The organism is Mycolicibacterium brisbanense, from assembly GCF_001570425.1.
GTDB lineage: Bacteria > Actinomycetota > Actinomycetes > Mycobacteriales > Mycobacteriaceae > Mycobacterium > Mycobacterium brisbanense.
In genome coordinates, this window is sequence record NZ_BCSX01000011.1 from 183,068 (window position 1) to 205,458 (window position 22,391).

Annotated in this window: 24 protein-coding genes; 11 read left to right on the forward strand and 13 right to left on the reverse strand. The window is 66.0% G+C overall.

What is annotated here, in order from left to right; all coding sequences use genetic code 11:
- The first annotated feature begins 8 nt into the window (after nucleotides 1-8).
- Both RMCB_RS05080 and dmpG read left to right on the forward strand, forming a co-directional pair.
- Nucleotides 9-923, forward strand: coding sequence for an acetaldehyde dehydrogenase (acetylating) (locus RMCB_RS05080; protein WP_062827907.1), 915 nt, complete (start codon nucleotides 9-11; stop codon nucleotides 921-923).
- Nucleotides 920-1,975 carry a 4-hydroxy-2-oxovalerate aldolase gene (gene dmpG, locus RMCB_RS05085; protein ID WP_062827908.1) on the forward strand — a complete coding sequence of 352 codons (1,056 nt, stop codon included), beginning with the start codon at nucleotides 920-922 and terminating at the stop codon, nucleotides 1,973-1,975. Before RMCB_RS05080 ends, dmpG begins: the two co-directional genes overlap by 4 nt.
- A 56-nt stretch (nucleotides 1,976-2,031) precedes the next feature.
- Here the strand turns inward: dmpG and RMCB_RS05090 are convergent, their stop codons facing one another.
- Together RMCB_RS05090 and RMCB_RS05095 are read right to left on the reverse strand one after the other, a co-directional pair.
- Entirely contained in the window at nucleotides 2,032-2,472 is a 441-nt protein-coding gene (locus tag RMCB_RS05090; protein WP_062827909.1) for a nuclear transport factor 2 family protein, read from the reverse strand.
- Nucleotides 2,469-3,131, reverse strand: coding sequence for a Rossmann-fold NAD(P)-binding domain-containing protein (locus tag RMCB_RS05095; protein WP_456152457.1), 663 nt, complete (start codon nucleotides 3,129-3,131; stop codon nucleotides 2,469-2,471). The genes RMCB_RS05090 and RMCB_RS05095 overlap by 4 nt, the downstream gene beginning before the upstream one ends.
- 210 nt (nucleotides 3,132-3,341) lie before the next feature.
- Here RMCB_RS05095 and RMCB_RS05100 point away from each other — a divergent pair, with 210 nt between their 5' ends.
- Nucleotides 3,342-4,343 carry an AraC family transcriptional regulator gene (locus tag RMCB_RS05100; protein WP_201028235.1) on the forward strand — a complete coding sequence of 334 codons (1,002 nt, stop codon included), beginning with the start codon at nucleotides 3,342-3,344 and terminating at the stop codon, nucleotides 4,341-4,343.
- A 69-nt stretch (nucleotides 4,344-4,412) separates the two neighbouring features.
- Nucleotides 4,413-6,488, forward strand: a complete 2,076-nt coding sequence (locus RMCB_RS05105) for a RecQ family ATP-dependent DNA helicase (protein ID WP_062827911.1) — start codon at nucleotides 4,413-4,415, stop codon at nucleotides 6,486-6,488.
- Here the strand turns inward: RMCB_RS05105 and RMCB_RS05110 are convergent.
- Nucleotides 6,485-7,417, reverse strand: coding sequence for an IclR family transcriptional regulator (locus RMCB_RS05110; protein ID WP_062827912.1), 933 nt, complete (start codon nucleotides 7,415-7,417; stop codon nucleotides 6,485-6,487). The genes RMCB_RS05105 and RMCB_RS05110 overlap by 4 nt on opposite strands.
- Before the next feature lie 99 nt (nucleotides 7,418-7,516).
- Here RMCB_RS05110 and RMCB_RS05115 point away from each other — a divergent pair, with 99 nt between their 5' ends.
- The 3 genes from RMCB_RS05115 to RMCB_RS05125 are packed head-to-tail and all read left to right on the forward strand — an operon-like array spanning nucleotide 7,517 to nucleotide 10,584.
- Nucleotides 7,517-8,644: a hypothetical protein gene (locus tag RMCB_RS05115; RefSeq protein ID WP_062827913.1), complete on the forward strand. Its 1,128-nt coding sequence runs from the start codon at nucleotides 7,517-7,519 to the stop codon at nucleotides 8,642-8,644.
- Between the two features lie 3 nt (nucleotides 8,645-8,647).
- Nucleotides 8,648-9,430, forward strand: coding sequence for an SDR family oxidoreductase (locus RMCB_RS05120; protein ID WP_062827914.1), 783 nt, complete (start codon nucleotides 8,648-8,650; stop codon nucleotides 9,428-9,430).
- Complete coding sequence (locus tag RMCB_RS05125; protein WP_062827915.1) at nucleotides 9,427-10,584, forward strand: sulfotransferase family protein; 1,158 nt, start codon at nucleotides 9,427-9,429, stop codon at nucleotides 10,582-10,584. Before RMCB_RS05120 ends, RMCB_RS05125 begins: the two co-directional genes overlap by 4 nt.
- A 7-nt stretch (nucleotides 10,585-10,591) precedes the next feature.
- Here the strand turns inward: RMCB_RS05125 and RMCB_RS05130 are convergent, their stop codons facing one another.
- From RMCB_RS05130 to RMCB_RS05145, 4 genes are all read right to left on the reverse strand, one after another.
- Nucleotides 10,592-11,212, reverse strand: coding sequence for a sensor domain-containing protein (locus RMCB_RS05130; RefSeq protein WP_062827916.1), 621 nt, complete (start codon nucleotides 11,210-11,212; stop codon nucleotides 10,592-10,594).
- A 22-nt stretch (nucleotides 11,213-11,234) separates the two neighbouring features.
- On the reverse strand, nucleotides 11,235-11,687 hold the full coding sequence (locus tag RMCB_RS05135; RefSeq protein WP_062827917.1) for a hypothetical protein: 453 nt from the start codon (nucleotides 11,685-11,687) through the stop codon (nucleotides 11,235-11,237).
- Entirely contained in the window at nucleotides 11,684-12,865 is a 1,182-nt protein-coding gene (locus RMCB_RS05140) for a 3-ketosteroid-9-alpha-monooxygenase, oxygenase component (protein WP_062827918.1), read from the reverse strand. The genes RMCB_RS05135 and RMCB_RS05140 overlap by 4 nt, the downstream gene beginning before the upstream one ends.
- Before the next feature lie 104 nt (nucleotides 12,866-12,969).
- On the reverse strand, nucleotides 12,970-13,500 hold the full coding sequence (locus tag RMCB_RS05145) for a hypothetical protein (RefSeq protein ID WP_036425442.1): 531 nt from the start codon (nucleotides 13,498-13,500) through the stop codon (nucleotides 12,970-12,972).
- Between the two features lie 194 nt (nucleotides 13,501-13,694).
- Here RMCB_RS05145 and RMCB_RS05150 point away from each other — a divergent pair, with 194 nt between their 5' ends.
- Nucleotides 13,695-14,225 carry a gamma carbonic anhydrase family protein gene (locus RMCB_RS05150; protein WP_029372253.1) on the forward strand — a complete coding sequence of 177 codons (531 nt, stop codon included), beginning with the start codon at nucleotides 13,695-13,697 and terminating at the stop codon, nucleotides 14,223-14,225.
- A gap of 10 nt (nucleotides 14,226-14,235) precedes the next feature.
- Here RMCB_RS05150 and RMCB_RS05155 read toward each other — a convergent pair whose 3' ends face one another.
- Nucleotides 14,236-14,904, reverse strand: coding sequence for a TetR/AcrR family transcriptional regulator (locus tag RMCB_RS05155; protein ID WP_084388366.1), 669 nt, complete (start codon nucleotides 14,902-14,904; stop codon nucleotides 14,236-14,238).
- Nucleotides 14,905-15,044: 140 nt separating this feature from the next.
- Between RMCB_RS05155 and RMCB_RS05160 the strand changes: the two genes are divergently transcribed.
- Together RMCB_RS05160 and RMCB_RS05165 are read left to right on the forward strand one after the other, a co-directional pair.
- A complete protein-coding gene (locus RMCB_RS05160; protein WP_062827938.1) occupies nucleotides 15,045-15,614 on the forward strand; it encodes a carboxymuconolactone decarboxylase family protein in 570 nt (189 codons plus the stop codon).
- The gene (locus tag RMCB_RS05165; protein ID WP_062827920.1) at nucleotides 15,611-16,576 is read left to right on the forward strand and encodes a hypothetical protein; all 966 of its coding nucleotides are present in this window, start codon (nucleotides 15,611-15,613) and stop codon (nucleotides 16,574-16,576) included. The genes RMCB_RS05160 and RMCB_RS05165 overlap by 4 nt, the downstream gene beginning before the upstream one ends.
- Here RMCB_RS05165 and RMCB_RS05170 read toward each other — a convergent pair.
- From RMCB_RS05170 to RMCB_RS05190, 5 genes are read right to left on the reverse strand one after another with little or no spacing between them, the layout of a single operon-like run.
- Entirely contained in the window at nucleotides 16,573-16,992 is a 420-nt protein-coding gene (locus tag RMCB_RS05170) for a nuclear transport factor 2 family protein (protein ID WP_062827921.1), read from the reverse strand. The two genes, RMCB_RS05165 and RMCB_RS05170, sit on opposite strands and share 4 nt — an antisense overlap.
- A 1-nt stretch (nucleotide 16,993) precedes the next feature.
- The gene (locus tag RMCB_RS05175; RefSeq protein ID WP_062827939.1) at nucleotides 16,994-17,872 is read right to left on the reverse strand and encodes a TIGR03619 family F420-dependent LLM class oxidoreductase; all 879 of its coding nucleotides are present in this window, start codon (nucleotides 17,870-17,872) and stop codon (nucleotides 16,994-16,996) included.
- Between the two features lie 5 nt (nucleotides 17,873-17,877).
- A complete protein-coding gene (locus RMCB_RS05180; protein ID WP_062827922.1) occupies nucleotides 17,878-19,050 on the reverse strand; it encodes a thiolase family protein in 1,173 nt (390 codons plus the stop codon).
- A 34-nt stretch (nucleotides 19,051-19,084) separates the two neighbouring features.
- The gene (locus RMCB_RS05185) at nucleotides 19,085-20,146 is read right to left on the reverse strand and encodes a thiolase family protein (protein ID WP_062827923.1); all 1,062 of its coding nucleotides are present in this window, start codon (nucleotides 20,144-20,146) and stop codon (nucleotides 19,085-19,087) included.
- A gap of 12 nt (nucleotides 20,147-20,158) precedes the next feature.
- Nucleotides 20,159-21,148, reverse strand: a complete 990-nt coding sequence (locus RMCB_RS05190; RefSeq protein WP_062827924.1) for a Zn-ribbon domain-containing OB-fold protein — start codon at nucleotides 21,146-21,148, stop codon at nucleotides 20,159-20,161.
- Between the two features lie 57 nt (nucleotides 21,149-21,205).
- Between RMCB_RS05190 and RMCB_RS05195 the strand changes: the two genes are divergently transcribed.
- Complete coding sequence (locus RMCB_RS05195) at nucleotides 21,206-22,237, forward strand: LLM class F420-dependent oxidoreductase (RefSeq protein WP_062827925.1); 1,032 nt, start codon at nucleotides 21,206-21,208, stop codon at nucleotides 22,235-22,237.
- The last annotated feature ends 154 nt before the right edge of the window (nucleotides 22,238-22,391 follow it).

Below are 22,391 nucleotides of genomic sequence, written 5' to 3' on the forward strand. Positions count from 1 at the left end.
GAGCCGATATGGCTGACAAGGCATCCGTTGCCATCGTCGGGTCGGGCAACATCAGTACCGACCTGCTGTACAAACTGCTGCGGTCGCAGTGGCTGGAGCCGCGCTGGATGATCGGCATCGACCCGCAGTCCGAAGGTCTGGCCCGGGCCCGCAAGCTGGGCTTGGAAACCAGCCACGAGGGGGTGGATTGGCTTCTGGCGCAAGATGAGAAGCCGGATCTGGTGTTCGAGGCGACCAGTGCCTACGTGCATCGCGACGCCGCACCGCGCTACGCCGAGGCTGGGATCCGCGCGATCGACCTGACCCCGGCCGCGGTCGGCCCCGGCGTCATCCCGCCGGCGAATTTGCGCGCACACCTGGACGCACCCAACGTCAACATGGTCACCTGCGGTGGGCAGGCCACCATCCCGATGGTGTACGCGGTGTCGCGTGTGGTGGAGGTGCCGTACGCCGAGATCGTGGCATCGGTGTCGTCTGCCTCGGCCGGTCCGGGTACCCGGGCCAACATCGACGAATTCACCAAGACCACCAGTGCGGGTGTGCGTGATATCGGTGGGGCCCGCAAGGGTAAGGCGATCATCATCCTCAACCCGGCCGAGCCGCCGATGATCATGCGCGACACCATCTTCTGCGCGATTCCCGAGGATGCGGATCATGGCGCGATCACGGCGTCGATCAAGGATGTGGTGGCCGAGGTGCAGACGTACGTGCCGGGCTACCGGCTGCTCAACGAGCCGCAGTTCGACGAGCCGTCGGTGGTCAACGGGGGCAACCACCTCGTCACCATTTTCGTGGAAGTGGAGGGTGCGGGTGACTACCTGCCGCCCTACGCTGGAAACCTGGACATCATGACCGCAGCGGCGACCAAGGTCGGCGAAGAGATCGCCAAAGAGTCGCTCAGCGTCGAGGAGGCAGTCCGATGACCGCTGACATTTTCTTCAACCCCGTGTGGGACGTCCGGATGACCGATACGTCGTTGCGCGACGGGAGCCATCACAAGCGTCATCAGTTCACCACCGACGAGGTCGGTGCCATCGTCGCGGCGCTCGACGCCGCGGGTGTGCCGGTCATCGAGGTCACTCACGGCGACGGGTTGGGCGGTTCGAGCTTCAACTACGGGTTCTCCAAGACCCCTGAGCAGGAGCTGATCAAGCTGGCCGCCGAGACGGCCAAGGAAGCCAAGATCGCGTTCCTGATGCTGCCGGGGGTGGGCACCAAGGAAGACATCAAGGAAGCCCAGAACAACGGCGGGTCGATCTGCCGGATCGCGACGCACTGCACCGAGGCCGACGTGTCGATCCAGCACTTCGGTCTGGCTCGTGAGCTGGGTCTGGAGACGGTGGGGTTCCTGATGATGAGCCACACCATCAGCCCGGAGAAGCTGGCCAAGCAGGCCCGCATCATGGCCGACGCCGGATGCCAGTGCGTGTATGTCGTCGATTCGGCCGGTGCGCTGGTCTTGGACGGGGTGGCCGACCGGGTGGCGGCGTTGGTCGCCGAACTCGGCTCCGATGCGCAGGTGGGCTTTCACGGTCATGAGAACCTCGGCCTGGGGGTTGCCAACTCCATCGAGGCCGTGCGTGCGGGTGCCAAGCAGATCGACGGGTCGTGCCGCCGGTTCGGGGCAGGGGCGGGTAACGCACCGGTCGAGGCGCTCATCGGGGTGTTCGACAAGATCGGTGTGAAGACCGGGATCGACTTTTTCGACATCGCCGATGCTGCCGAAGAGGTTGTCGCACCGGCGATGCCGGCTGAATGCCTGCTCGATCGCAACGCGCTGATCATGGGCTACTCGGGTGTGTACTCCAGCTTCCTCAAGCACGCCATCCGCCAGTCCGAGCGCTACGGGGTACCCGCGCACCAGCTGCTGCACCGCGCCGGGCAGCGCAAGCTGATCGGCGGCCAGGAAGACCAGCTCATCGACATCGCCCTGGAAATCAAGCGCGAACAGGAAGCCGAGAAGGCGAAGGCCTGACCACGCGAGAAGGGTTGCCGCGCTGGGCCTTCCGCGATCGGAAGGCCCAGCTCGTTTCAGCGATCCGGCCAGCCCAGCGCATTGAACACCGAGACCGGGTTGAGGTAGTCGCGCCAATGCACGACCTCCCGGTTGCGGATCGTGATCACCGAGATGAACCTGTTGGCGTACGGCCGGTTTCCGTCGACCGTGTGCCCTTCCGACGCGTACTCCAGGATGGCGACGCCTCGGTGCGGATCGTGGTACACGGACAGATCAAAACAGCGGTCGAGCTGCATCGCGGTCCCGTAGGGACGGTAGAGCTCCGCGAGCGCGTGCCGTCCGTCGACTCGCGGCGGGTACCCCGGCACCGTGATCACGTACTCGGTGACGACGTCCTCTGCCACGAGGTCGAAGAAATGGCCTGGTTCCACAAGCCCGTCGAGCCCCTGCTCGATGATCCGAAAAAACGGGTCGAGCGCGGTGAAATCGTCAAGGTTCTCGATGGGCGTCTTCATCGTGCACTCCTCGATTGTGTGGTCAGGGTGGATTGCTTCCAGGTTTGTGCGGCTTCTGCGGCGAACTCGGCGAAGCTGATCGGTGGCCGCCCGGTGACGGTCACGACGTCGTCGTTGGGGCGAGAGCCGTTGCCGTCGGCAATGGCTGAAGTCAGCCGGCGCAACATCGTTGTGTAGTCCCGGGGCACGCCTGCAGCGATCATGGCGTCGATCCAGCTGTCCTGGTCGATCGGATGGTAGGTGATCGCGCGGCCAGTAGCCACCGAGATGTGTTGCGCTGCTTGTGACAACGTCAGTGCTTCTGGTCCGGTGGGTGCATAGGCGGCACCGGCGTGCGCGGAGGGGTTGGCCAGCGTGGCGGCCGCGACCGAGGCGATGTCGTCAGTGTGGACGTACGCCTCGGTGCCGTGGCCGTTCGGCACGGCGATCGTGTCGTCGACGGGAATCAGGAAGCTCTCGCTGAAGTTCTGCATGAACCACGCAGGTCTGATGATCGAGGTGGTCAGCGCCGATCGAGACAGCAGGTCGAGTTCCACGGCGCGAACCGGAAGGTCCGCAGGGGCCAGCTCCATTGCATACGCGCTGAGATAGGTGACGTGGTCGACGCCGGCTTGCTCGGCTTGGTCGAGGAAGCCGGACACGATGCCGGCGTAGTCCATCCGCATGACGGGCGCGACCAGGTATACGGCGCCGACGTCGGCAAGTGCAGGCGCGAAAGTTGTTGTGTCATCCCAGTCGAAGGTGATGTCGCTGCCGTGGCGCGAGGCGGTGCGTACAGCTGTGCCCTGCTGGGCCAGCTTTGCGGCTACCCGTGAGCCGGTTTTCCCGTCGCGCCGAGCACCAGTGTGGGCCGGTCTGTGTTGTCGTCCATGGCATCCATGTTCGTCTCGTCGAATGAGCTCCTCAATGGCCTTGACGCTCATTTCTTTGTGCGAGACGCTCAATCGGTGGATCCTCTTCAAGAGCATCTGGTGCGTGCCCGCGCGGTAGGGGGTGTGTTCGCACGGTCCGCCGCGGTCCCGCCCTGGGGGCTGCGGCTTCCGGGTGCCATCCAGCTTGCCGTTCATGCCGTCGTCCAGGGGACCGCCTGGTTATGGGTCGACGGGATCGGTGATCCGGTCGAGCTTCGGCCAGGAGATCTGGCCTTTGTGCGCGGTGGGCCCGATCACTGCATCGCCCATGAGCCGGGCGCACCCTGTGCGCTGCCGGACGAATTCCGATCGCTGCAGCCCGCCGACGAAGCGGCGCTGTCCGATAGAGCCTCGGTTTTTCTTTGTGGCGCTTACCGTTTCGCCGGAGATATCGGGCGCGGCCTGGTCGACGCGCTGCCGTCGGTGTTGCCGCTGCCGGCGAACATCGACGATCCGATCCACTCCGTCGTGGCCTTGCTGTCGCGCGAACTGCAGCACGAGAATCCGGGACGTCAAACGGTGCTCGACAGGCTGCTCGACGTTCTGGTGGTATTCGGGCTGCGGGCAGGATTGAGCCGCAGCACGACCCCACCCGCGTGGTTTCGCGGCGCATCCGACGCGCGTCTGGCACCGATCCTCGAGGTGATCCACGCTGAGCCCGAAAAGCCTTGGACTGTAGAAGAATTGGCGAAGCTGGGCCATATGTCCCGGGCCACCTTCGCCCGGACGTTCCAGCAGGTGGTCGGGGATTCGCCGATGAAATATCTGACGGACTGGCGGATGACGTTGGCTCGGGACCTTCTGCTCACATCGGAAGCGACGCTGGACGAGATCGCCGCTCAGATCGGTTATGGCTCGGTGTACGCCTTCGCCACGGCGTTTCAGCGCCACCACGGTCAGCCGCCGCGGCGCTGGCAGGCCGCGCAGGCTGGTGTGCAGAGAGCATCGGTCGACCACTGATCTGCCGCGCGGTCCGGGGGGTTGGATGCGCGATGAGTGGCTGTCAGTGTGCCCCGGCAGTATGGAGGCATGGCAACCCGCGAACAGGCCCAGACGATTCTTGAACAACTGGCCGGGCCTGCCGCTGTGCTGCGCGATGACCAGTGGACCGCGATCGAGGCGCTCGTGGTGCAACGCCGCCAGGCCCTGGTCGTGCAGCGCACCGGGTGGGGCAAGTCGGCGGTGTACTTCATCGCGGCCAAGCTGCTACGCAGCAGAGGCCACGGTCCGACGGTGATCGTGTCGCCGCTGCTGGCCTTGATGCGCAACCAGGTCGTGGCCGCCGAGCGCGCGGGGGTGGCCGCCGCGACCATCAACTCCGGCAATGTCACCGAATGGGACGCGATCCATCAACGGGTCGCCGCAGGTGAACTCGACGTCCTTCTGGTGAGCCCGGAACGGTTGAACAACCCCGACTTTCGAGACAACGTTCTGCCCGCGCTCGCGGCTGATGCCGGCCTGGTGGTCGTCGACGAGGCGCACTGCGTGTCCGACTGGGGGCATGACTTCCGCCCCGACTATCGACGCATCCGCACACTGATCGCCGAACTCGGTGCCGAGATCCCGGTGCTGGCCACCACCGCGACCGCAAACGACAGGGTGGTCAACGATGTAGCAGCGCAACTGGGCGTCGGCGGCAGGGACACTCTGGTGCTGCGCGGCGGGCTGGACCGCGAGTCGCTGCGGTTGTCGGTGGTCAAGGCGGGCAATCCGGCACAGCGGGCGGCGTGGATTGCCGCACAACTGGATTCGCTCCCGGGATCCGGCATCATCTACACCCTGACCGTGGCCCAGGCCCACGACGTGGCTGCCCTGCTGTCCGAGCAGGGGCACAAGGTGGCCGCCTACACCGGTTCCACCGACCCCGCGGAGCGGGAGCAGCTGGAGGCCGACCTGCTGGACAACCAGGTCAAAGCCCTTGTCGCGACCTCGGCCCTGGGGATGGGGTTCGACAAGCCCGACCTCGGTTTCGTCGTACATCTGGGGGCGCCGTCGTCGCCCATCGCCTATTACCAACAGGTGGGCCGGGCGGGTCGTGCCACTGCCAACGCCGACGTGATCCTGCTGCCCGGCGTCGAGGACCAAGACGTCTGGCGGTACTTCGCCTCCGTGGCCTTCCCGTCAGAATCCATGGTGCGCAATGTGATTCGTGCACTCGATCCCGAGCGTCCGCAGTCGGCTCCTGCGCTGGAAACCCTGGTCGATCTCAACCGTTCTCGACTCGAGATGGTGCTCAAGGTGCTCGACGTGGACGGTGCGGTGCGCCGGGTCAAGGGCGGGTGGATCTCGACCGGTGAGCCCTGGAGCTACGACGAGGAGCGCTACCGCGCGCTGGAGGCGGCCAGGAAACGTGAGCAGCAGGCCATGCTCGATTACCTGGACACCGACGGCTGTCGGATGGCGTTTCTGCGTGGGCAACTCGACGATCCCGAACTCCAACCCGGGCAGCGGTGCGGCCGCTGCGACAACTGCACCGGGACCCGCTACGAAACCGCCGTCGACGAGGCCACCCTGGCCGCCACCCGGGAGCGGCTGCGTCGCCCCGGGGTCCCGGTGGCGCCGCGCAAGCAGTGGCCGTCGGGCCTGGCGTCCCTGGGAGTCGCTCTGTCGGGCCGCATCAACGACGGCGCCGCCCCAGGGCGTGCCATCGGCCGCCTCACCGATCTCGGCTGGGGCGCGCGGTTGCGCAAACTGCTGGCCGAGCCGGATCAGGAGGTGACCGACGACGTCGTGCAGGCCGCGGTCGCGGTGCTCAAGGCCTGGAACTGGGAGAACCGCCCGGTCGCCGTCATGGGGCTGGATTCGCAGAGCCATCCGCTGCTGATCTCCTCGACCGTGCAGCGGCTGGCTCAACTCGGCCGCCTGACCGATCTGGGCACGCTGCGGTATGCGCCCGAGCGGCGCCCGGTGACCGCGGCCAATTCGGCCTACCGGGTGGCGGCTCTTGGCGGGGCGTGGGAGCGTCCGCAGATCGACTGCGACGGCCCGGTCCTGCTGGTCGACGACATGACGGACACCGGCTGGACTCTGACGATGGCCGCGAGGGTGCTGCGAGAAGCCGGAGCGCCAGAGGTGCTGCCGTTCGTCCTGGCAGCGACGAGTTAGCGCGTCGGCTTCGATCCGCCCAGCTGGGCCGTCAGCACGTCGGCGGCGGCGCACAGCCCGCGGGCGTGCCGGGTGATCTCTACGTCGGACAGGGCCCGGCCGATCTGCAGCGAGACCACCATCACCTGGCGCTGATGATGGTCGAAGACCGGCGCGGCGATGACGCTGATGTCCACCGTGTCGGAATCCGATTCTGAGTTGTCTGCTCTTCGCGCAAGCGGCTCATCGCCAGGGAGATAAACGCGTTCACCGATATCGGAGATCAGCTCGCCGAGCAGCGCCCGCAGCTCGTCGGGCAGGGTGCTCGACATGCCTGCCATCAGTGCGTAGAGGCGCCGGCCGCCGGGGGTGAGCCGTTCCACCAGGTAGCCCGACGCACGGCATTCGGTGATGACGCGGTCGAGACGTTCACTGTCGGTGCGCAGCGGGATGGTCGGTTCTTTGGCGAGCCAGTCCTTGACGGCCCGGTCGTCCCACAGCACGAACATCAATCCGACGGGCGGTGCGAACGGATAGCTCTGCCCGATTTGCACCGTGACGGGAGTGCCGGGTGGTGCCACGAGTTCCAGCAAGGTGATGCGATCGTCCACCACACCTGACAAGGCCGCGGTGGCGTTGAACGTTTCGGAGAGCCGCCGTAGTTCGTCGCGCGCACCGGGGCTGACGCGCATCGATTCTTGCGCGGTGTGGCCCAGTGAGATGAGCGCGGGCCCAAGCCGGTACGTCTTCTCCTGAGCGTCGCGCAGCACGTAGCCGGCCTCGGCGAGGGTGGTGAGGATGCCCAGGCACGTGGGCTTGCTCAACCCGATGCGGCGAGCCAACTCGGACAGGCCGAAGTGCTCGTGCGGATGCCCGGCGAGGAAATTCAGGATGGCCACCACCCGCGCCGTGGGTGGCGACGCGCGGCCGGCCGATTCCGTAACCGTCACCCGGCACCTCTGACATTGACTCGAACTAGAACGCGTTCTAACCTCAGGTCGGAAACTCTACCACTGCGGTCCAATATTGGACCGCGAGGACGGGGACGGATGTACGCCCAACCATTTGTCGACGCCATCGCGGAGGCCGAGCGCCTGGTCCGCGAGGCGCCGCACATCGAATCCGAAGCTGATCTGCTCGAAGGCCTGCAATACCTCGCAGGCGGCATCTCGGCTTGTACGCACATGGCGTTCGACTACGACCGCGACCACCCGTTCTTGCAATCGGGCACGGGCCCGTTCAACAAGATGGGACTGGACAACCCGGACACCCTGTACTTCGGCACCCGGGTGCAGGCCGGCCACGAGTACGTCGTGACCGGAACGCGCGGCACCACTACGGATCTCAGTTTCCAGATGCTCGGCGGGGAATACACCGACTCGAACGTGCCCGACAGTGAGACCGCGTTCGACGACCGGGCCCTCGACATCGCCGAGGACGGCACCTTCGAATGGCGGGTGACACCGAAGGGTCCGGCCCAGCTGGTGATCCGGGAGGTCTACAACGACTGGTCGGCCCAGCGCGGCACCCTGGCGATCGCTCGCACCGACACAGCGGGCACCGCACCGCCTGCGCTGACCCGGGAGCTGATCGAAAAGCGCTATGCCACAGCCGGTAAGCAGCTGGTGCAACGGATCAAGACGTGGCTGCAGTTCCCGCAGTGGTTCTACATGAACATCCCCGTCAACACCATGGTGGCGCCGCGGCTCACTCCCGGCGGTCTGGCGACCCAGTATTCGTCGGCCGGGCATTACGAACTCAAGCCGGATCAGGCGATGGTCATCACGCTGCCGGTCACCGACGCGCCCTATCTCGGATTCCAGCTGGGCAGCCTCTGGTACATCTCGCTGGACTACATCAACCATCAGACGTCGCTCAACGGCACTCAGGCCCAAGCGGATCCGGACGGCAAGATCCGCATCGTCGTCTCCGATGAGAACCCCGGCGTCACCAACTGGGTGGAGACCCTGGGCCACGCCAAGGGATTCTTGCAATTCCGATGGCAGCGGGTGTCGCGCGAGCTGACCGAGGCCGACGGCCCGACGGTGGAACTGGTGGACCTCGCCAAGGTCGAGGCGTCCTTGCCGTACTACGAGAGCAACAAGATCACGCAAGAAGACTGGCGGCAGCGGATCGCCCTGCGCCAGAAGCAAATCGCCAACAGGATGCTGGGGTAGCAGATGTCTGGACTTCTGGAAGACAAGGTGGTCGTCATCAGTGGGGTCGGTCCCGCGCTGGGCACCACACTGGCGCGCCGGTGCGCCGAGGCGGGAGCCGATCTGGTGCTCGCGGCTCGTACCGTCGAACGGCTCGACGACGTCGCCAAGCAGGTCGCCGACGTGGGGCGGCGCGCGATCGCGGTCGGCACCGACATCACCGACGACGATCAGGTCAACAACCTCGTCTCGGCGGCGACGGAGGCCTACGGCAAGGTTGACGTGTTGATCAACAACGCGTTTCGGGTGCCGTCGATGAAGCCCTTCGCCAACACCACCTTCGAGCACATGCGCGAGGCCATCGAGCTCACGGTGTTCGGGGCGCTGCGACTGATCCAGGCCTTCACGCCGGCGTTGGCAGAGTCCAAGGGGGCGGTCGTCAACGTCAACTCCATGGTGGTGCGGCACTCGCAGGCCAAGTACGGCGCATACAAAATGGCCAAATCCGCACTGCTGGCGATGTCGCAGACGCTGGCCACCGAGCTGGGCGACCAGGGTATCCGAGTCAATTCCGTTCTGCCCGGCTATATCTGGGGCGGCACCCTGGAGGGCTACTTCGCTCACCAGGCCGACAAGTACGGCACCACGGTCGAGGAGATCTACAAGGCCACGGCGGCCGCATCAGATCTCAAGCGGTTGCCGACCGAGGACGAGGTCGCCTCGGCCATCCTGTTCATGGCCAGCGACATGGCGAGCGGCATCACGGGCCAGGCCCTCGATGTGAACTGCGGGGAGTACAAGGCGTGACGAGCGGAACCAACGGCAGGACCAATGTCGGCACCGTCGACGATCTACACGCCTCGGCGACCAAGGCGACCGGACTCGACGACTTCGGGGCCGACGACGACAACTACCGCGAAGCCCTTGGCGTACTGCTCGAGTCGTATCAGCGCGACGCCGATCTCACCGAGCTCGGCAGCAAGATGTCCCGGTTCTTCCTACGCAACGCCCTGATCGCCCGGTTGCTGAGTGAATCGTCCTGGAAGCAGTATCCGCAGCACGCCGAGGTGGCGATCGAGCGGCCGATCTTCGTCACGGGATTGCCGCGCACGGGCACCACGGTGCTGCACCGGTTGTTGACCGCCGACCCCGCACATCAGGGTTTGGAGATGTGGCTCGCGGAATTCCCGCAGCCCCGGCCGCCGCGCGAAACGTGGCCGCAGAACCCCGTTTACCAGCAACTGGCGGCCCGGTTCGACCAGCATCACGAGGAGAACCCGGATTACACCGGGCTGCACTTCATGACGGCCGACGAAGTGGAAGAGTGCTGGCAGCTGCTGCGCCAGTCGCTGCACTCGGTGTCGTATGAGACGCTCGCCCACCTGCCCACCTACGCCCATTGGCTCGCCGAGCAGGATTGGACGCGGTCGTATCAGCGCCACCGCCGCAACTTGCAGCTGATCGGGCTCAACGATCCGGAAAAGCGTTGGGTGCTCAAGAATCCCAGTCATCTGTTCGCGCTGGACGCGGTGTTCGCAACGTACCCCGACGCGCTGGTGATCCAGTGCCACCGGCCTGCCGAGACCATCATGGCTTCGATGTGCTCGTTGTCCCAGCACACCACCGAAGGATGGTCGAACAGTTTCACCGGCGACCAGATCGGTGCGGATGCGCTCGAGACCTGGTCGCGCGGGCTTGAGTTGTTCAATGCCGAACGGGCCAAGCATGATTCGGCCCAGTTCTACGATGTCGACTACTTCGATTTCATCGCCGATCCGACTGCGACCGTGGAGAACGTGTACAAGCACTTCGGCCTGCCCTATACCGATGCGGCCCGCGCCGCGGTCACCGCGGTGAACGAGGCCAGCAAGAAGGGGCCCCGCGCGCCCAAGCACACCTATGATCTGGCCGACTACGGGTTGACCACCGAGCAGGTCAAGGAGCGCTTCGCCGGGCTGTGAGCGGCCCTCACACCGTGGTGTTCGCGAGTGTGTCGATCCGCTTGAGTGCCTCGCGGGCCAGTGACAGCACGTCGTAGCCGCCTACCGCGCCACACGTCGAGATCTCGATCGCGGCGTTGTGCGCGGCGACGAATGCACTGTCGCAGGCCCAGTCCGGGCTGCGGAACGACCACACAACGATGTCCGGTGATCCCGAGTTCGCCTGGGGCAGAAGAGTGAATGTGTAGTGCTGGCCGCGCATCGTGGTGACAGTGAAAGTGACGTTGCGGCATGAATCGATGGTGTGGCGGGCGTCGGCGAGCGCTGCCTTGGGATCGAAGTCGCGGCGATAGACCGCGACCATCTCTTCGATGTACACCCGACCCTCGTCGGCCCAGTGTCCACCGTCGGTGGCCGCTGGGTGACGGTCGGCGATGAACGGCGGATCGACTTCTCGGGCCACCCCGCTGCACGTCTCGGGTGACACCGTGACGAACAGGTTGCCGTCCTGATCCTGGACGTGCGGACTCAGCAGGTCGTGGACCTGTCCCGCCGGGATGGGAGCCACCGGGTGTTCGGCCTGCGGCTGTGGCTGGTCGAGCACCCGGGTACAGCCGGTCAGAGCGAGGGCCACGCCGAGGATCAGCATCGACCCTCGTCTGGCGATTCCCTCAGCCGTCGCCAGGCGAACGCGCCGAGGAGAACTCCTCCAGGCAACCCTCCGCGACCGCATGCCTGATGCTATCCGTCAACCGCGGGCACGAGCGTGCCCGTGCCGGATCGCCTCCGGACTCGCGGAGTTCGGTGAACACCGCGCAGCGTTGCGTCGCCTCCGAACTCCACTGCACCGACGTGTGTTCCGGACCCAACTTCTTGACCTGGACCGTGACGTGGCAGAACCGGCAGTCGACCGACGCCAGCCCCGAGGTCAGGTACCGCTGGCGATCCCGCTCGGTAGCCTCCCGGACTGCGGCCGCCCGCCGCGGATCGGACGCGAAATCCGGTGCCTTGGACCATGTTCCGGGCGTCCGCCCGCTCCTGGCGGGGTGCGCGCCTTCGTCGTCATCGTGCACCCCGTGCAGCAGCAGCATCGAGCGGGCCAACGCGTCGACCTCGGGCTTCATGGCGTCTGCGCCTGCTCCGCCTGTTGCTGCCGGAGGTTCTCCTCCACCTCGATGTGCCACTTCTCGTTGGCCGCGGTGGTGTCGACCTCCATCTCGAACCGGTCGACCATGTCCGGCGTGATGTCGGCCACGTCGACGTAGAACTGCTGGTACCAGCGGCGCATCTGGTACACCGCGCCGTCCTCCTCGACCAGCAACGGGTTGTCGATGCGGGTCTTGTGCTTCCAGATCTCGACGTCCTGCAGAAAGCCCTTGCTGACACCGTCGGTGAACGCCTTGGCCAGCTTGTCGGTGGTGGCGTCGTCCATCCCCTTGGGCTTCTCGACGATCACGCCCCACTGCAGCACGAACGCGTCCTGGCTGACCGGGTAGTGGCAGTTGATCAAGATGGACTCGGCCTTGTAACCGCCGTAGTTGTTGTGCAGCCAGTTGATCATGAACGACGGCCCGAAGTACGACGCCTCCGAATCGAGGTGTGCCTCACCGTACGCGGTGCCCATGCCGCCGATATCGGGACGGCCCACGTTGTGCAGGTACTGCGACGCGATATGGCCCTCGAACACGTTCTTGAAGTACGTCGGCAGGCCGAAGTGGATGTAGAAGAAGTGCGCCATGTCGGTGACGTTGTCGATGATCTCGCGGCAGTTGGAGCCCTCGATGAGCATCGTGTTCCAGCGCCAGTCGGTCCAGTCGTCACTGGCGAACTCCGGGATCTCGGGGATCCGGACCTCGGGCTGCGGCGGGTTGCCCTCGTGGTCGTGCCACACGAACAACAGGCCACCGCGGACATCTGTGTGCCAGGCCCGCGTGCGCGCCAGGCGGGGAGTGCGCTTGGCGTAGGGCACCAGCTTGCACTTGCCGTCGCCGCCCCAGCGCCAATCGTGGAACGGGCAGGCGATGGTGTCGCCCTTGATGGTGCCCTGGGACAGGTCCCCACCCATGTGACGGCAGTAACCGTCGAGAATCTTGAGTTCCCCCTGCGAATCGGCGAAAACCACCAGCTTGGTCCCGAACGCCTCGATGGAGTGCGGCTCGCCGTCCAGGTAGTCCTTCACCGGTCCGAGGCAGTGCCAGCCCCGCGCGTACCGATCGGGCAATGCGCCGGTGTCGATCTCTCGAATGGCAACACCGCTTCCCCGGTCGCTGCGCTCCTGCCCGCCGGCAGTCTCCGTAGCCATGACGCCTCCAGTCTGCTCTCTCTAACTAGAACACGTTACAGTTTTGCCGCCGCGTCTGGCAATCGCGGGTGCGTGACCTGCCGCATAGCGCGGGCTCGGCCGCGTCAGGTGGCGGGCACTCCCACCCGCAGCGCGATCTCCTGCATCCGTCCGACGCTGGTCACGACCTCCGGTGAGGCTGGTTGGCCAGGGGCACTGTCGAACTCGAGCCGCACCAGCGCGCGCCCCTCGGTGAACATGAGAAGCGTCACTGCCTTGGCGCCATCGGGCGACACGCCGGCGACGATGGTGCCGTCCGTGCCGACCGGGAACGGCTGCGGGGTTCCGCCGGTGACAATGGTGCTCACCGCGGTCGACGCCTGCCGCAGCGTGGCCGTCGCGGTGGCGGCGTCGGGATAGATCAGGATCGTGTCGGCGATGGCCTTGGTGTCGTCGGTGTTCACGAAGAACGCGCTCGCGCCGGACATGCCGTTCGGATTGGTGTTCGACGACCTGACGGTGAAGGTGTCCGGCGGAATGCTGATGTCGGTCGCGGTCAACATCAGGCGGCTGTAGTCGAGGCTGCCGGGCTTGGTGGTACCGGCGACCGGCGGGGCGGCTGCGGGCGGCGCACTGGACGCTGTGGTGGGCGTCATACCCCAGCGCGCGGCCGAGCCTGGGTCGGTGGCGGAGCAGCTCGCCGCCGTCGTGGCGACGATCGTGGCGAGACCTGCAGTGAGCACGAATTTCAGCGGCGATGACGTCGGGAACGGCATAGTTACTGTTCACAGTACGCGTCGCGATGGGCGAGTGCCGGGCCTGCGGGGCTGGCCTGCGGTATATGTGAACGATGCCCCTGTACTCATTCGAGGGCCGCGCGCCCAGAGTGGATCCCACCGCATTCGTGGCGCCGACCGCGACGTTGATCGGTGATGTCACGGTCGAGGCCGGTGCGTCGGTGTGGTTCAACGTGGTCCTGCGGGGCGACTACGCGCCCGTCGTGATCCGGGTGGGCGCCAACGTGCAGGACGGCTCCGTTCTGCACGCTCCGCCCGGTATCCCGGTGGATATCGGCCCGGGTGCGACGGTGGCGCACATGTGCGTCGTGCATGGCGCACATGTCGGGGCCGAGGCGTTGATCGCCAACCATTCGACGGTGCTCGACGGTGCCGTGATCGGGCGACGCAGCTTGATCGCTGCCCACTCATTGGTGGTGGGCGGCACCAAGATTCCCGACGAAGTGCTGGTCACCGGTGCGCCCGCGAAGATCAGAGGACCGATCGGTGGCACCGGGGCCGAGATGTGGGTCAACGCCAACCCGCAGGCGTACCAGGAACTGGCCCAGCGGTACATGACCGGGCTCGCGGAGATAGAGACTTAGGCGCTGGGCGTCAGCGGGTGCTGCGGCCTTCGGGACGCGGCATATGCCCACCGCGCTGGGCGGACTTCCTCGCTGAGTTCGCTTGCCTTCTCGCGGGTTTCGACGTCGCGGCAGGGGAGAAGGTCTCCTTCACGTCAGCGGGGATTCTGTCGACGGCGCGCGGGCCTCGGATGGCCAACTGCATGAGATACCCCGGCAACGTGCACAACAGCAGATCGGCTACGGCCCTGGGCGGAACATCGTGCGGGCCGTTTGCCTGAGCCTGTGCGGTCAGCGCCCGAGCGGCGGTATCGAGGGAGTCGCGCAGCCGGGCTGCGAGCGCGGAGTTGCGCAACGCTTCCGACCACACCAACACGGCGACTGCGGCGAAGTCGTCCTCGGTATGACGTGTGCGGACATGCTCGAGAACGGCTGCCATGGCCTCGCCGGCGCTGACACCCGTCGCGAGCGACTGCTGGAGAACGGTGATCACCTCGTCGAGATTCTGTTCGGCGAGCGCCTCGATCATGGCGTTCTTACCCGGGAAATAGCGATACACCGCACCCGATGACAATCCAGCCTCGGATACCAGGTCCTGCATCGACGTCTGGTGGAAACCGTCTCGGACAAAACAACGTCGGGCCGCCGCGAGAATGTGCGCGCGCCGCTCGTCGCGGTACTCCTGGGACACCTTCGGCATCGGCCCACTGTAACTAAAAGCGCGAACGTTCACGTTTGACAGCGCCGTCCGAGGAGCGGAGAGTAAAAACATGAATGATCGTTCTCTGTTTTTGGCACCGGGTCGGTGAGTTCCTGCCGCAACACGAAAGGACGCTCCACATGACTGAGATACCCGATTTCGGCACGTTCGGGCGCTTTGTCGAAACCCCCGTCGGCGACATGCCGCCCGAGATGCGGGACGCCTACGACCGCACCCGCGAGTTGCGCGGCGTGGTCCCCGGTCCGCACCGGATCTGGCTGGCCAATCCCGCACTGTCGAAAACGATTGTCCCGATTGGTGCGTACTACCAGCGTGAATCGACGCTGACGAAAGCGGAGATCGAGATCGCCACGAACGTCGTGACCGGATACTGGGGCTCGCCGTATGCCACCTACGAGCACGAGATCATCGGCGAGCGGGATGGGCACCTGGACCCGGTGCGGGTGCAGGCACTCATCACCGGCATGCCCACGGTATTCGACGATGCACGCGAACAGGTCGTCTACGAACTCGCCTCGGCTCTCGTCGCTGCCCGCCCCGTACCGCAGGGACTGTACCGGCGGGCCAAGGAACTTCTCGGCGACGCGGGCATCGTCGACGTCGCGGTGCTGCTGGGTTGGTTCACGATGGTGTGCATGACCCTCGGCGCGTATGACGTGCCGGCCAACGCGGTGGGGCTGGACCAGTGACCCCCACGCCGCACGTCGGGATCACTCCGATCGCGTACTTTCCCGAGCGGTACTTCCTGGAAAACCTCGCCGTTCGCGCCGACGGCTCGATCCTGGTCACAGCTGTTCTGCAACGAGAACTCTGGTGGGTTCCCGCTGCCCGGCCCGGTGAGACGGTTGAGCCCGTGTTGGTGCACACCTTCGATCACCCGGTCACGGGGATCGCCGAGGTCGCCGCCGACGTGTTCGTCGTGAACCTGACCGAGGGCTACACCACGCACGAATCCCATTTGGTCCGTGTCGATCTCAACGGCTGGACGCCGGGCCGCCCGATATCCCCGGAGATCATCTACACCTTCGACGACCGGGTCCGTGCCCTCAACGGCAGTTGCCTGCTCGGGCCCACGACGTTGCTTGTCGCCGACTGCTTCGCCGCGCTGATCTGGCGCGTCGACATCACCGATGGCGCCCGCCGCGCCGCGGCGCGAGTGTGGCTGAGCCATGACACGATGGCCGACGACCCCGACAGCGGTGTACCGCCACCACCGCAACCCGGAGTCAACGGCGTGCGGTACGGACCGCGATCTGGCCATGTGTATTACACCTCGACCGCGCAACAGGTCTTCATGCGTGTCGGAGTCGACCCCGACACGCTCGACCCGGTGGGGCTGCCGGAGTTCGTCGCCGCGATCGACAACGCCGATGACTTCTGCATCGATGAAAACGCCGGATTCGCCTATGTCACAAGGCATCGAGCCAACACGATCGACAGGGTGGCGCTTGAGCCCCGCCATGGTAGCGAAGTGCGCCACCTCGCGGGAGACCCGTTCGACGAAAGCCTGGTCGGGCCTTCCGCTGTCGCGTGGAGCCGCGCGCCGGGTGCGTACGGCAGCGTCGCCTTTGTGACGACCGATGGCGGTACCACCGCACCACCCGACGGAATCGTGCGTAAGGCCGCGCTGCTCCGCGTCGAACTGCGCTAGGCCGGTTTCGCCGTCGCCGCGGCGCGGCCGACCTCCCAGAAAGCCCGCAGCGCGACCATCTGTCCGGCATCGTTGACGCGGTAGGTGAACACGCCTTCGGTGGTGATCTGATGGCCGCCCATGGTGGTCACGATGCTGCCCACGTTGGCTTCCTCGTCGCCGCACTGGAAGGTGTCGACAAACCTGAACTCCAGGTTGTCGGTAGGGGCAATCGCCTTGTCCCAGAACGCCGCGATGGCCTCCTTGCCGCGATGGCCCTTGCCTTCCGGATCGAAGAACGACGGTCCGATCGGGTCCTGCACGATCGCGTCGTCGGCGAACACAGCCAGCCACGCCTCCTTGTCACGCGCCGCCACCGCGGCTCGCGACCGCAGGCCCGCCAGATGTGCCGGATGGTTCGGATCGGTCACTGCCATGTCAGTCCTGCCAGCCGGAGTGGATGTAGGTCTCCGCGAACCGCTTGAGCGAGTCCTGCTTCTTTTCGAGCGGAGCGTCGAAGCCCAGGCCCTCGAGCATCCACGGGATCACGATGTTGTCGGTGATGCCGGCCGCGGCGAGCTCGCGATGCCCGGCGAGGTCGAACTTGTCGATGCACACCGCTTGGTACTCGAAAGGCTCGTCGGCTCGGCCGTATTCGGCCCGCAGCTTGTTGAGCGCCTGGACCGTCTCGGCCAGTTGGGCACACGTCATCATCGCGCTGGTCCAGCCGTCACCGACCCGGGCGGCCCGCTTGAGTGCGACCGGTGTGTGCCCGCCGACGTAGAACGGCACCGGCTGCGACGGCGCCGGGCTCATCTGCAGCCGCTCGAAATCGTAGAACTTCCCGTGGAACTCGACCATACCGCCGCCGAGCACGAGTTTGAGCACCTCGATCATCTCGTCGACGCGGGCACCGCGTTTGGCGAACGGTACCCCGCACCATTCGAATTCCTCAGGGGCCCAGCCGATCCCGACACCGAAACCGAAGCGGTTATTGGTGAGGTTGGCCACCGAGCCGACCTGCCGCGCCAGCAGCAGAGGATTGCGCGAGCCGAGCTTCATGACGTTGGTGTAGAACCGCAGCGTCGAGGTCACCGCACCCATCGACGCGGCCGCGATCAGCGGATCCACCCAGGGCGTCTCGGCATTCCACATCCGTGACCCGTCGGGCGTGTACGGGTAGTCGGCGGCCTGCTTCTCCATGTAGAACAATGAATCAGGCAGGGCGATCGCGTCGAACCCGACTTCCTCTGCGGTGCGCGCCAATCCGGTCAGATGTTCCAGCGGCCCCATGGCCACGCTCAGCGTGTACTTCATGCGGGTCATGAGGCCGGCTTGTCCGATGAAACCACCCACATCGAGTAGTACTGCGAGCCACCGCCATAGGCGTGACCGAGGGCCTTGCGGGCGCCCTCGACCTGATGGTCGCCGGCCTTGCCCATCACCTGGATCGCCGACTCCGCAAAACGGATCATGCCCGACGCCCCGATCGGATTCGAGCTGAGCACGCCGCCGGAGGCGTTGAACGGGATCTTGCCGCCGATGGCCGTTTCGCCGGCCTCGGTGAGCTTCCAACCCTCACCCTCCGCGGCGAAGCCCAAGTTCTCCAACCACATCGGCTCGAACCAGGAGAACGGCACATATACCTCGGCGACGTCGATCTCGTCGATCGGGCTGGTGATGCCCGCATCTCGCCACAGCGCTGCCGCGGCGTCCCGGCCGGCCTGCGGGTTGACCTGGTCGCGGCCCGAGTAGGCCAGCGGCTCGGTGCGCAGCGCGGTGGCGTGAATCCAGGCCACCGGGTGTCCGTCGGCGACTCGGACGTCGGCCGTCTCCTCATCACCGATCACCATCGCGGCCGCACCGTCGGAGGACGGGCAGGTCTCGTCGAAACGGATCGGATCCCACAGCATCTGGGACGACATCACCTTCTCCAGAGTGATGTCGGGCTGATGCAGGTGCGCCAGTGGGTTCTTGGCGCCGTTGAGGCGGTCCTTGACCGCGACCATCGCGCCGATGTGATCAGGTGCGCCCGAGCGTCGAATGTAGGCGCGCACGTGCGGTGCGAAGTATCCGCCCGCGCCGGCGCCGACTGGTTTGGTGAACGGCACCGGAATGCTCAACGCCCACATGGCATTTGACTCGGACTGCTTCTCCCACGCCATGGTGAGCACGCGGCGGTACTTGCCGGATTTCACCAGGCTCGCGGCGACGACGGCCGTCGATCCGCCCACCGACCCTGCGGTGTGCACGCGGATCAGTGGCTTGTTGGTCGCGCCGGTCGCGTCGGCCATGAACAATTCGGGCATCATGACGCCCTCGAAGAAGTCCGGTGCTTTGCCGACCACGACGGCGTCGATATCGGCCATCGTCGAACCCGAATCGGCGAGGGCCTTGTCGATGGCCTCGCGTACCAGCCCGTTCATCGAGACGTCGTGCCGCTTGGCCACATACTTGGTCTGCCCGGTGCCGAGAACGGCTGCCTTGGTCGCCATCAGCAAGCTCCTTCGTTCTTCGTGCGAGCGCTCATCACATGCCCTCCAGGACGCATACCAGATTCTGTTGCAGCGCAGGGCCGCTCGTGGCGTGCGCCAGTACGCGCCCCGCGCTGCCGTCGAAGATGTGCTGCGCGGCAAAGCCGATGCGCTCCAGCCCGGCTGAGAACATCGGGTTGGCGGCCAGCGCGCCACCCGACGGGTTGATCTTGGTCGACGCGCCCAGCCCGATGGCCTCGGTGAGGATCAGCTGTTGATGCGTGAACGGCGCGTACAGCTCGGCGACCTCGATCGAGCCGGCGTCGCCACCGGTCGCGGCCTGCGCCGAGGCGGCGGTGGACGGCGAGGTCGTCAGGTCCCGGGCACCCAGGACCGGGGTTTCGATGCGGTGCTCGAAACCTGTGATCCAGGCCGGGTTTTCCCGCAGGTCGCGGGCCCGGTCGCCGGCCGCGAGCACGATCGCCGCCGCACCGTCGGTGATCGGGGCGATGTCGTGGCGGCGCAGCGGGTCGGCGAAGTACGGCCGCTCCAGCAGGTCCGCGATGGTCCCGGTGACCTCTTCGCTGTCGGTGCGCCCACCGGCGGCGAACGAATCCAGTGCCACCTGGGCCATCTGCTCGGCGGTCCACTTGCCCGTATCCAAGCCGAATCGCGCTTGAAGCCCGGCCATCGACACCGAATCCGGCCACAGCGGGGCGACCGTGTACGGGTCGGTCTGCAGGGCCAGCACGCGGCGCAGCACACCCGCACTGGACTTGCCGAAGCCGTAGACCAGTGCGGTGTCGACCTCACCGGTGAGGATCTTGATGTAGGCCTCGTACAGCGCCCATGCGGCGTCCATCTCGACGTGCGACTCGTTGATCGGCGGTACCGCACCGATCGAGTCGATCGCGGAGATGAACGAGAATGCCCGTCCGGCAAGGTAATCGGAGGACCCCGAGCACCAGAAACCGATGTCGGTCTGCTGCAGGCCCAGTTCGGCGTACAGCTGGGCGAAACACGGCATCAGCATCTCGACGCCGTTGGTGGTGCCGTCGGTGCGGCGCACATGCGGGGCATGCGCGAAACCGACCACGGCTACATCGCGAAGAGTCATGTGGGGCTTCCCTTACAGGTGGTGCTTGTAGCTGTCGTAGTCGGCGTCGGGTTCACCCGTCGGCCGGAAATGGGAGATGTTGTCGATGCCCAGGCCCCACTCCTCCTTGGGGCGCCAGACGGCCTCGACGCGCATACCCATCCGCACCTCGTCGGCGGGGATCTCGGTCACCAGGTGGAGGAACGGGATGTCGGCTCCGTCGAGCAATACGTAGGCCGCCACGTACGGCGGTTTGATGCGCTGGCCGGCGAAGGGGATGTTGATGATCGCGAACGTGGTCACCGTGCCCTTGTCGGGCAGCTCGACATACTCGGTCAGCTGCTGGCCAGTGGCCGGATCAGCCTCGCGCGCAGGGAAATACACCTTGCCGTTCTCGCCGGTGCGCGCGCCGAGAAGCTTGCCCTCCTGCAGTGCCCGCAGGTACGCGCTCTCCGGGTACGACGCGGAATGCTGGATCTCGATGGACGTCGGCACCACGAGCATGGTGATCGGATCGCGATCGTCGGTCGCGTCCGGAACCTCTTCAGGGGTGTCGCCCGGCACGAAGTACGCGATATCGGTGATCGCGCCGACGGGCTCGTCGACCCAGTGCACATGGACCCGGGTGCCGGTGCTGAGCTCGCCTTCCACCGCGTCGACCGCGTGCAGCAGCGGGGTGTCGGCGCCGTCGAGCTTGATCAAGGCCCACGCGAACGGGCGGTCCAGCGGCTGGCCCTCCAGCGGCTCGGGCTGCCAGGTCCAGGACACCACGGTGCCGACGCTGGCGACCGGTACCACCTCGGTCAGGGCTTCGTAGGTGACGGGGTCATACTCGGCGGGTGGCACATGCACACGCCCGTCCGACCCACGTACGCCGACCACTTGGCGGTCACGCAGGGCAGTGAAGAACTGACCGAGCACCGAGCCCACTGAACGGGTGTAGTCAAAAGACAGTTTCAGTGGCGCTGAAAGTGGCGGCTCGTGATGATCTGTCGAGGCCGGGCGGCTTTGGCTGGCTGTCACACATCGAGTAGAACAGGTTCTAAGAATCGTGGCAAGGACGGGTCGAAAGGCAAACTAATGAAGCTCGGTCTTCAGCTCGGATATTGGGGCGCGCAGCCGCCCACCAACCATGCGGAATTGGTGGCCGCCGCCGAGGATGCTGGATTCGACACTGTGTTCACCGCCGAGGCGTGGGGTTCGGACGCGTTCACGCCGCTGGCCTGGTGGGGCCGCGAAACGACCCGGCTCCGGCTGGGCACATCGGTGGTGCAGCTCTCCGCCCGCACCCCGACCGCATGCGCGATGGCGTCGCTGACCCTGGACCACCTCTCGGGCGGCAGGCACATCCTCGGGCTCGGGGTATCCGGCCCGCAGGTGGTCGAGGGCTGGTACGGCCAGAAGTTCCCCAAGCCGTTGGCCCGCACCCGCGAATACATCGACATCATCCGCCAGGTGTGGGCCCGCGAGGCCCCGGTGACCAGCGCGGGACCCCACTACCCGCTGCCGGTCTCGGGGGGAGGCACGACCGGGCTGGGCAAGCCGCTCAAGCCCATCACGCATCCGCTGCGCGCCGACATCCCGATCATGCTGGGTGCCGAAGGTCCCAAGAATGTCGCGCTGGCCGCCGAGATCTGCGACGGCTGGCTGCCGATCTTCTACACACCACGCATGGCCGACACCTACAACGCCTGGCTCGACGAAGGATTCGCGAAGCCGGGGGCGCGCCGATCCCGCGAGGATTTCGAGATCTGCGCGACGGCCAACATCGTCATCACCGAGGACCGCCCCGCGGCGTTCGCGGCGATGAAGCCCTACCTCGCGCTGTACATGGGCGGAATGGGGTCGGAGGACACCAACTTTCACGCCGAGGTGTACCGCCGCATGGGCTATGGCGACGTCGTCGACGAGGTGACGGCGCTGTTCCGCAGTGACCGCAAGGATGAGGCGGCCAAGGTCATTCCCGACGAGGTGGTCGATGACGCGGCCATCGTCGGCGACAAGGACTACGTACGGGAGCAGATCAAGGTCTGGGAGGCCGCGGGCGTCACCACCATGGTGGTGAGTGGTCGTAGTGCAGAGCAGATCCAGGAGCTCGCCACGCTCGTGTAGGCGGGTCCATCTTCTTGCGCGAGCAGACGTGGCGGTACCCGAAAACCCGGTGGTTTCTAGGGGTCGTCGCAATGCTGCTGGTTATTGGGTTTGTAGTAGATCACGTAGTCGTTCGGCTGGGGTGTTCCAGTCGAGGGTTTTGCGGGGGCGGCCG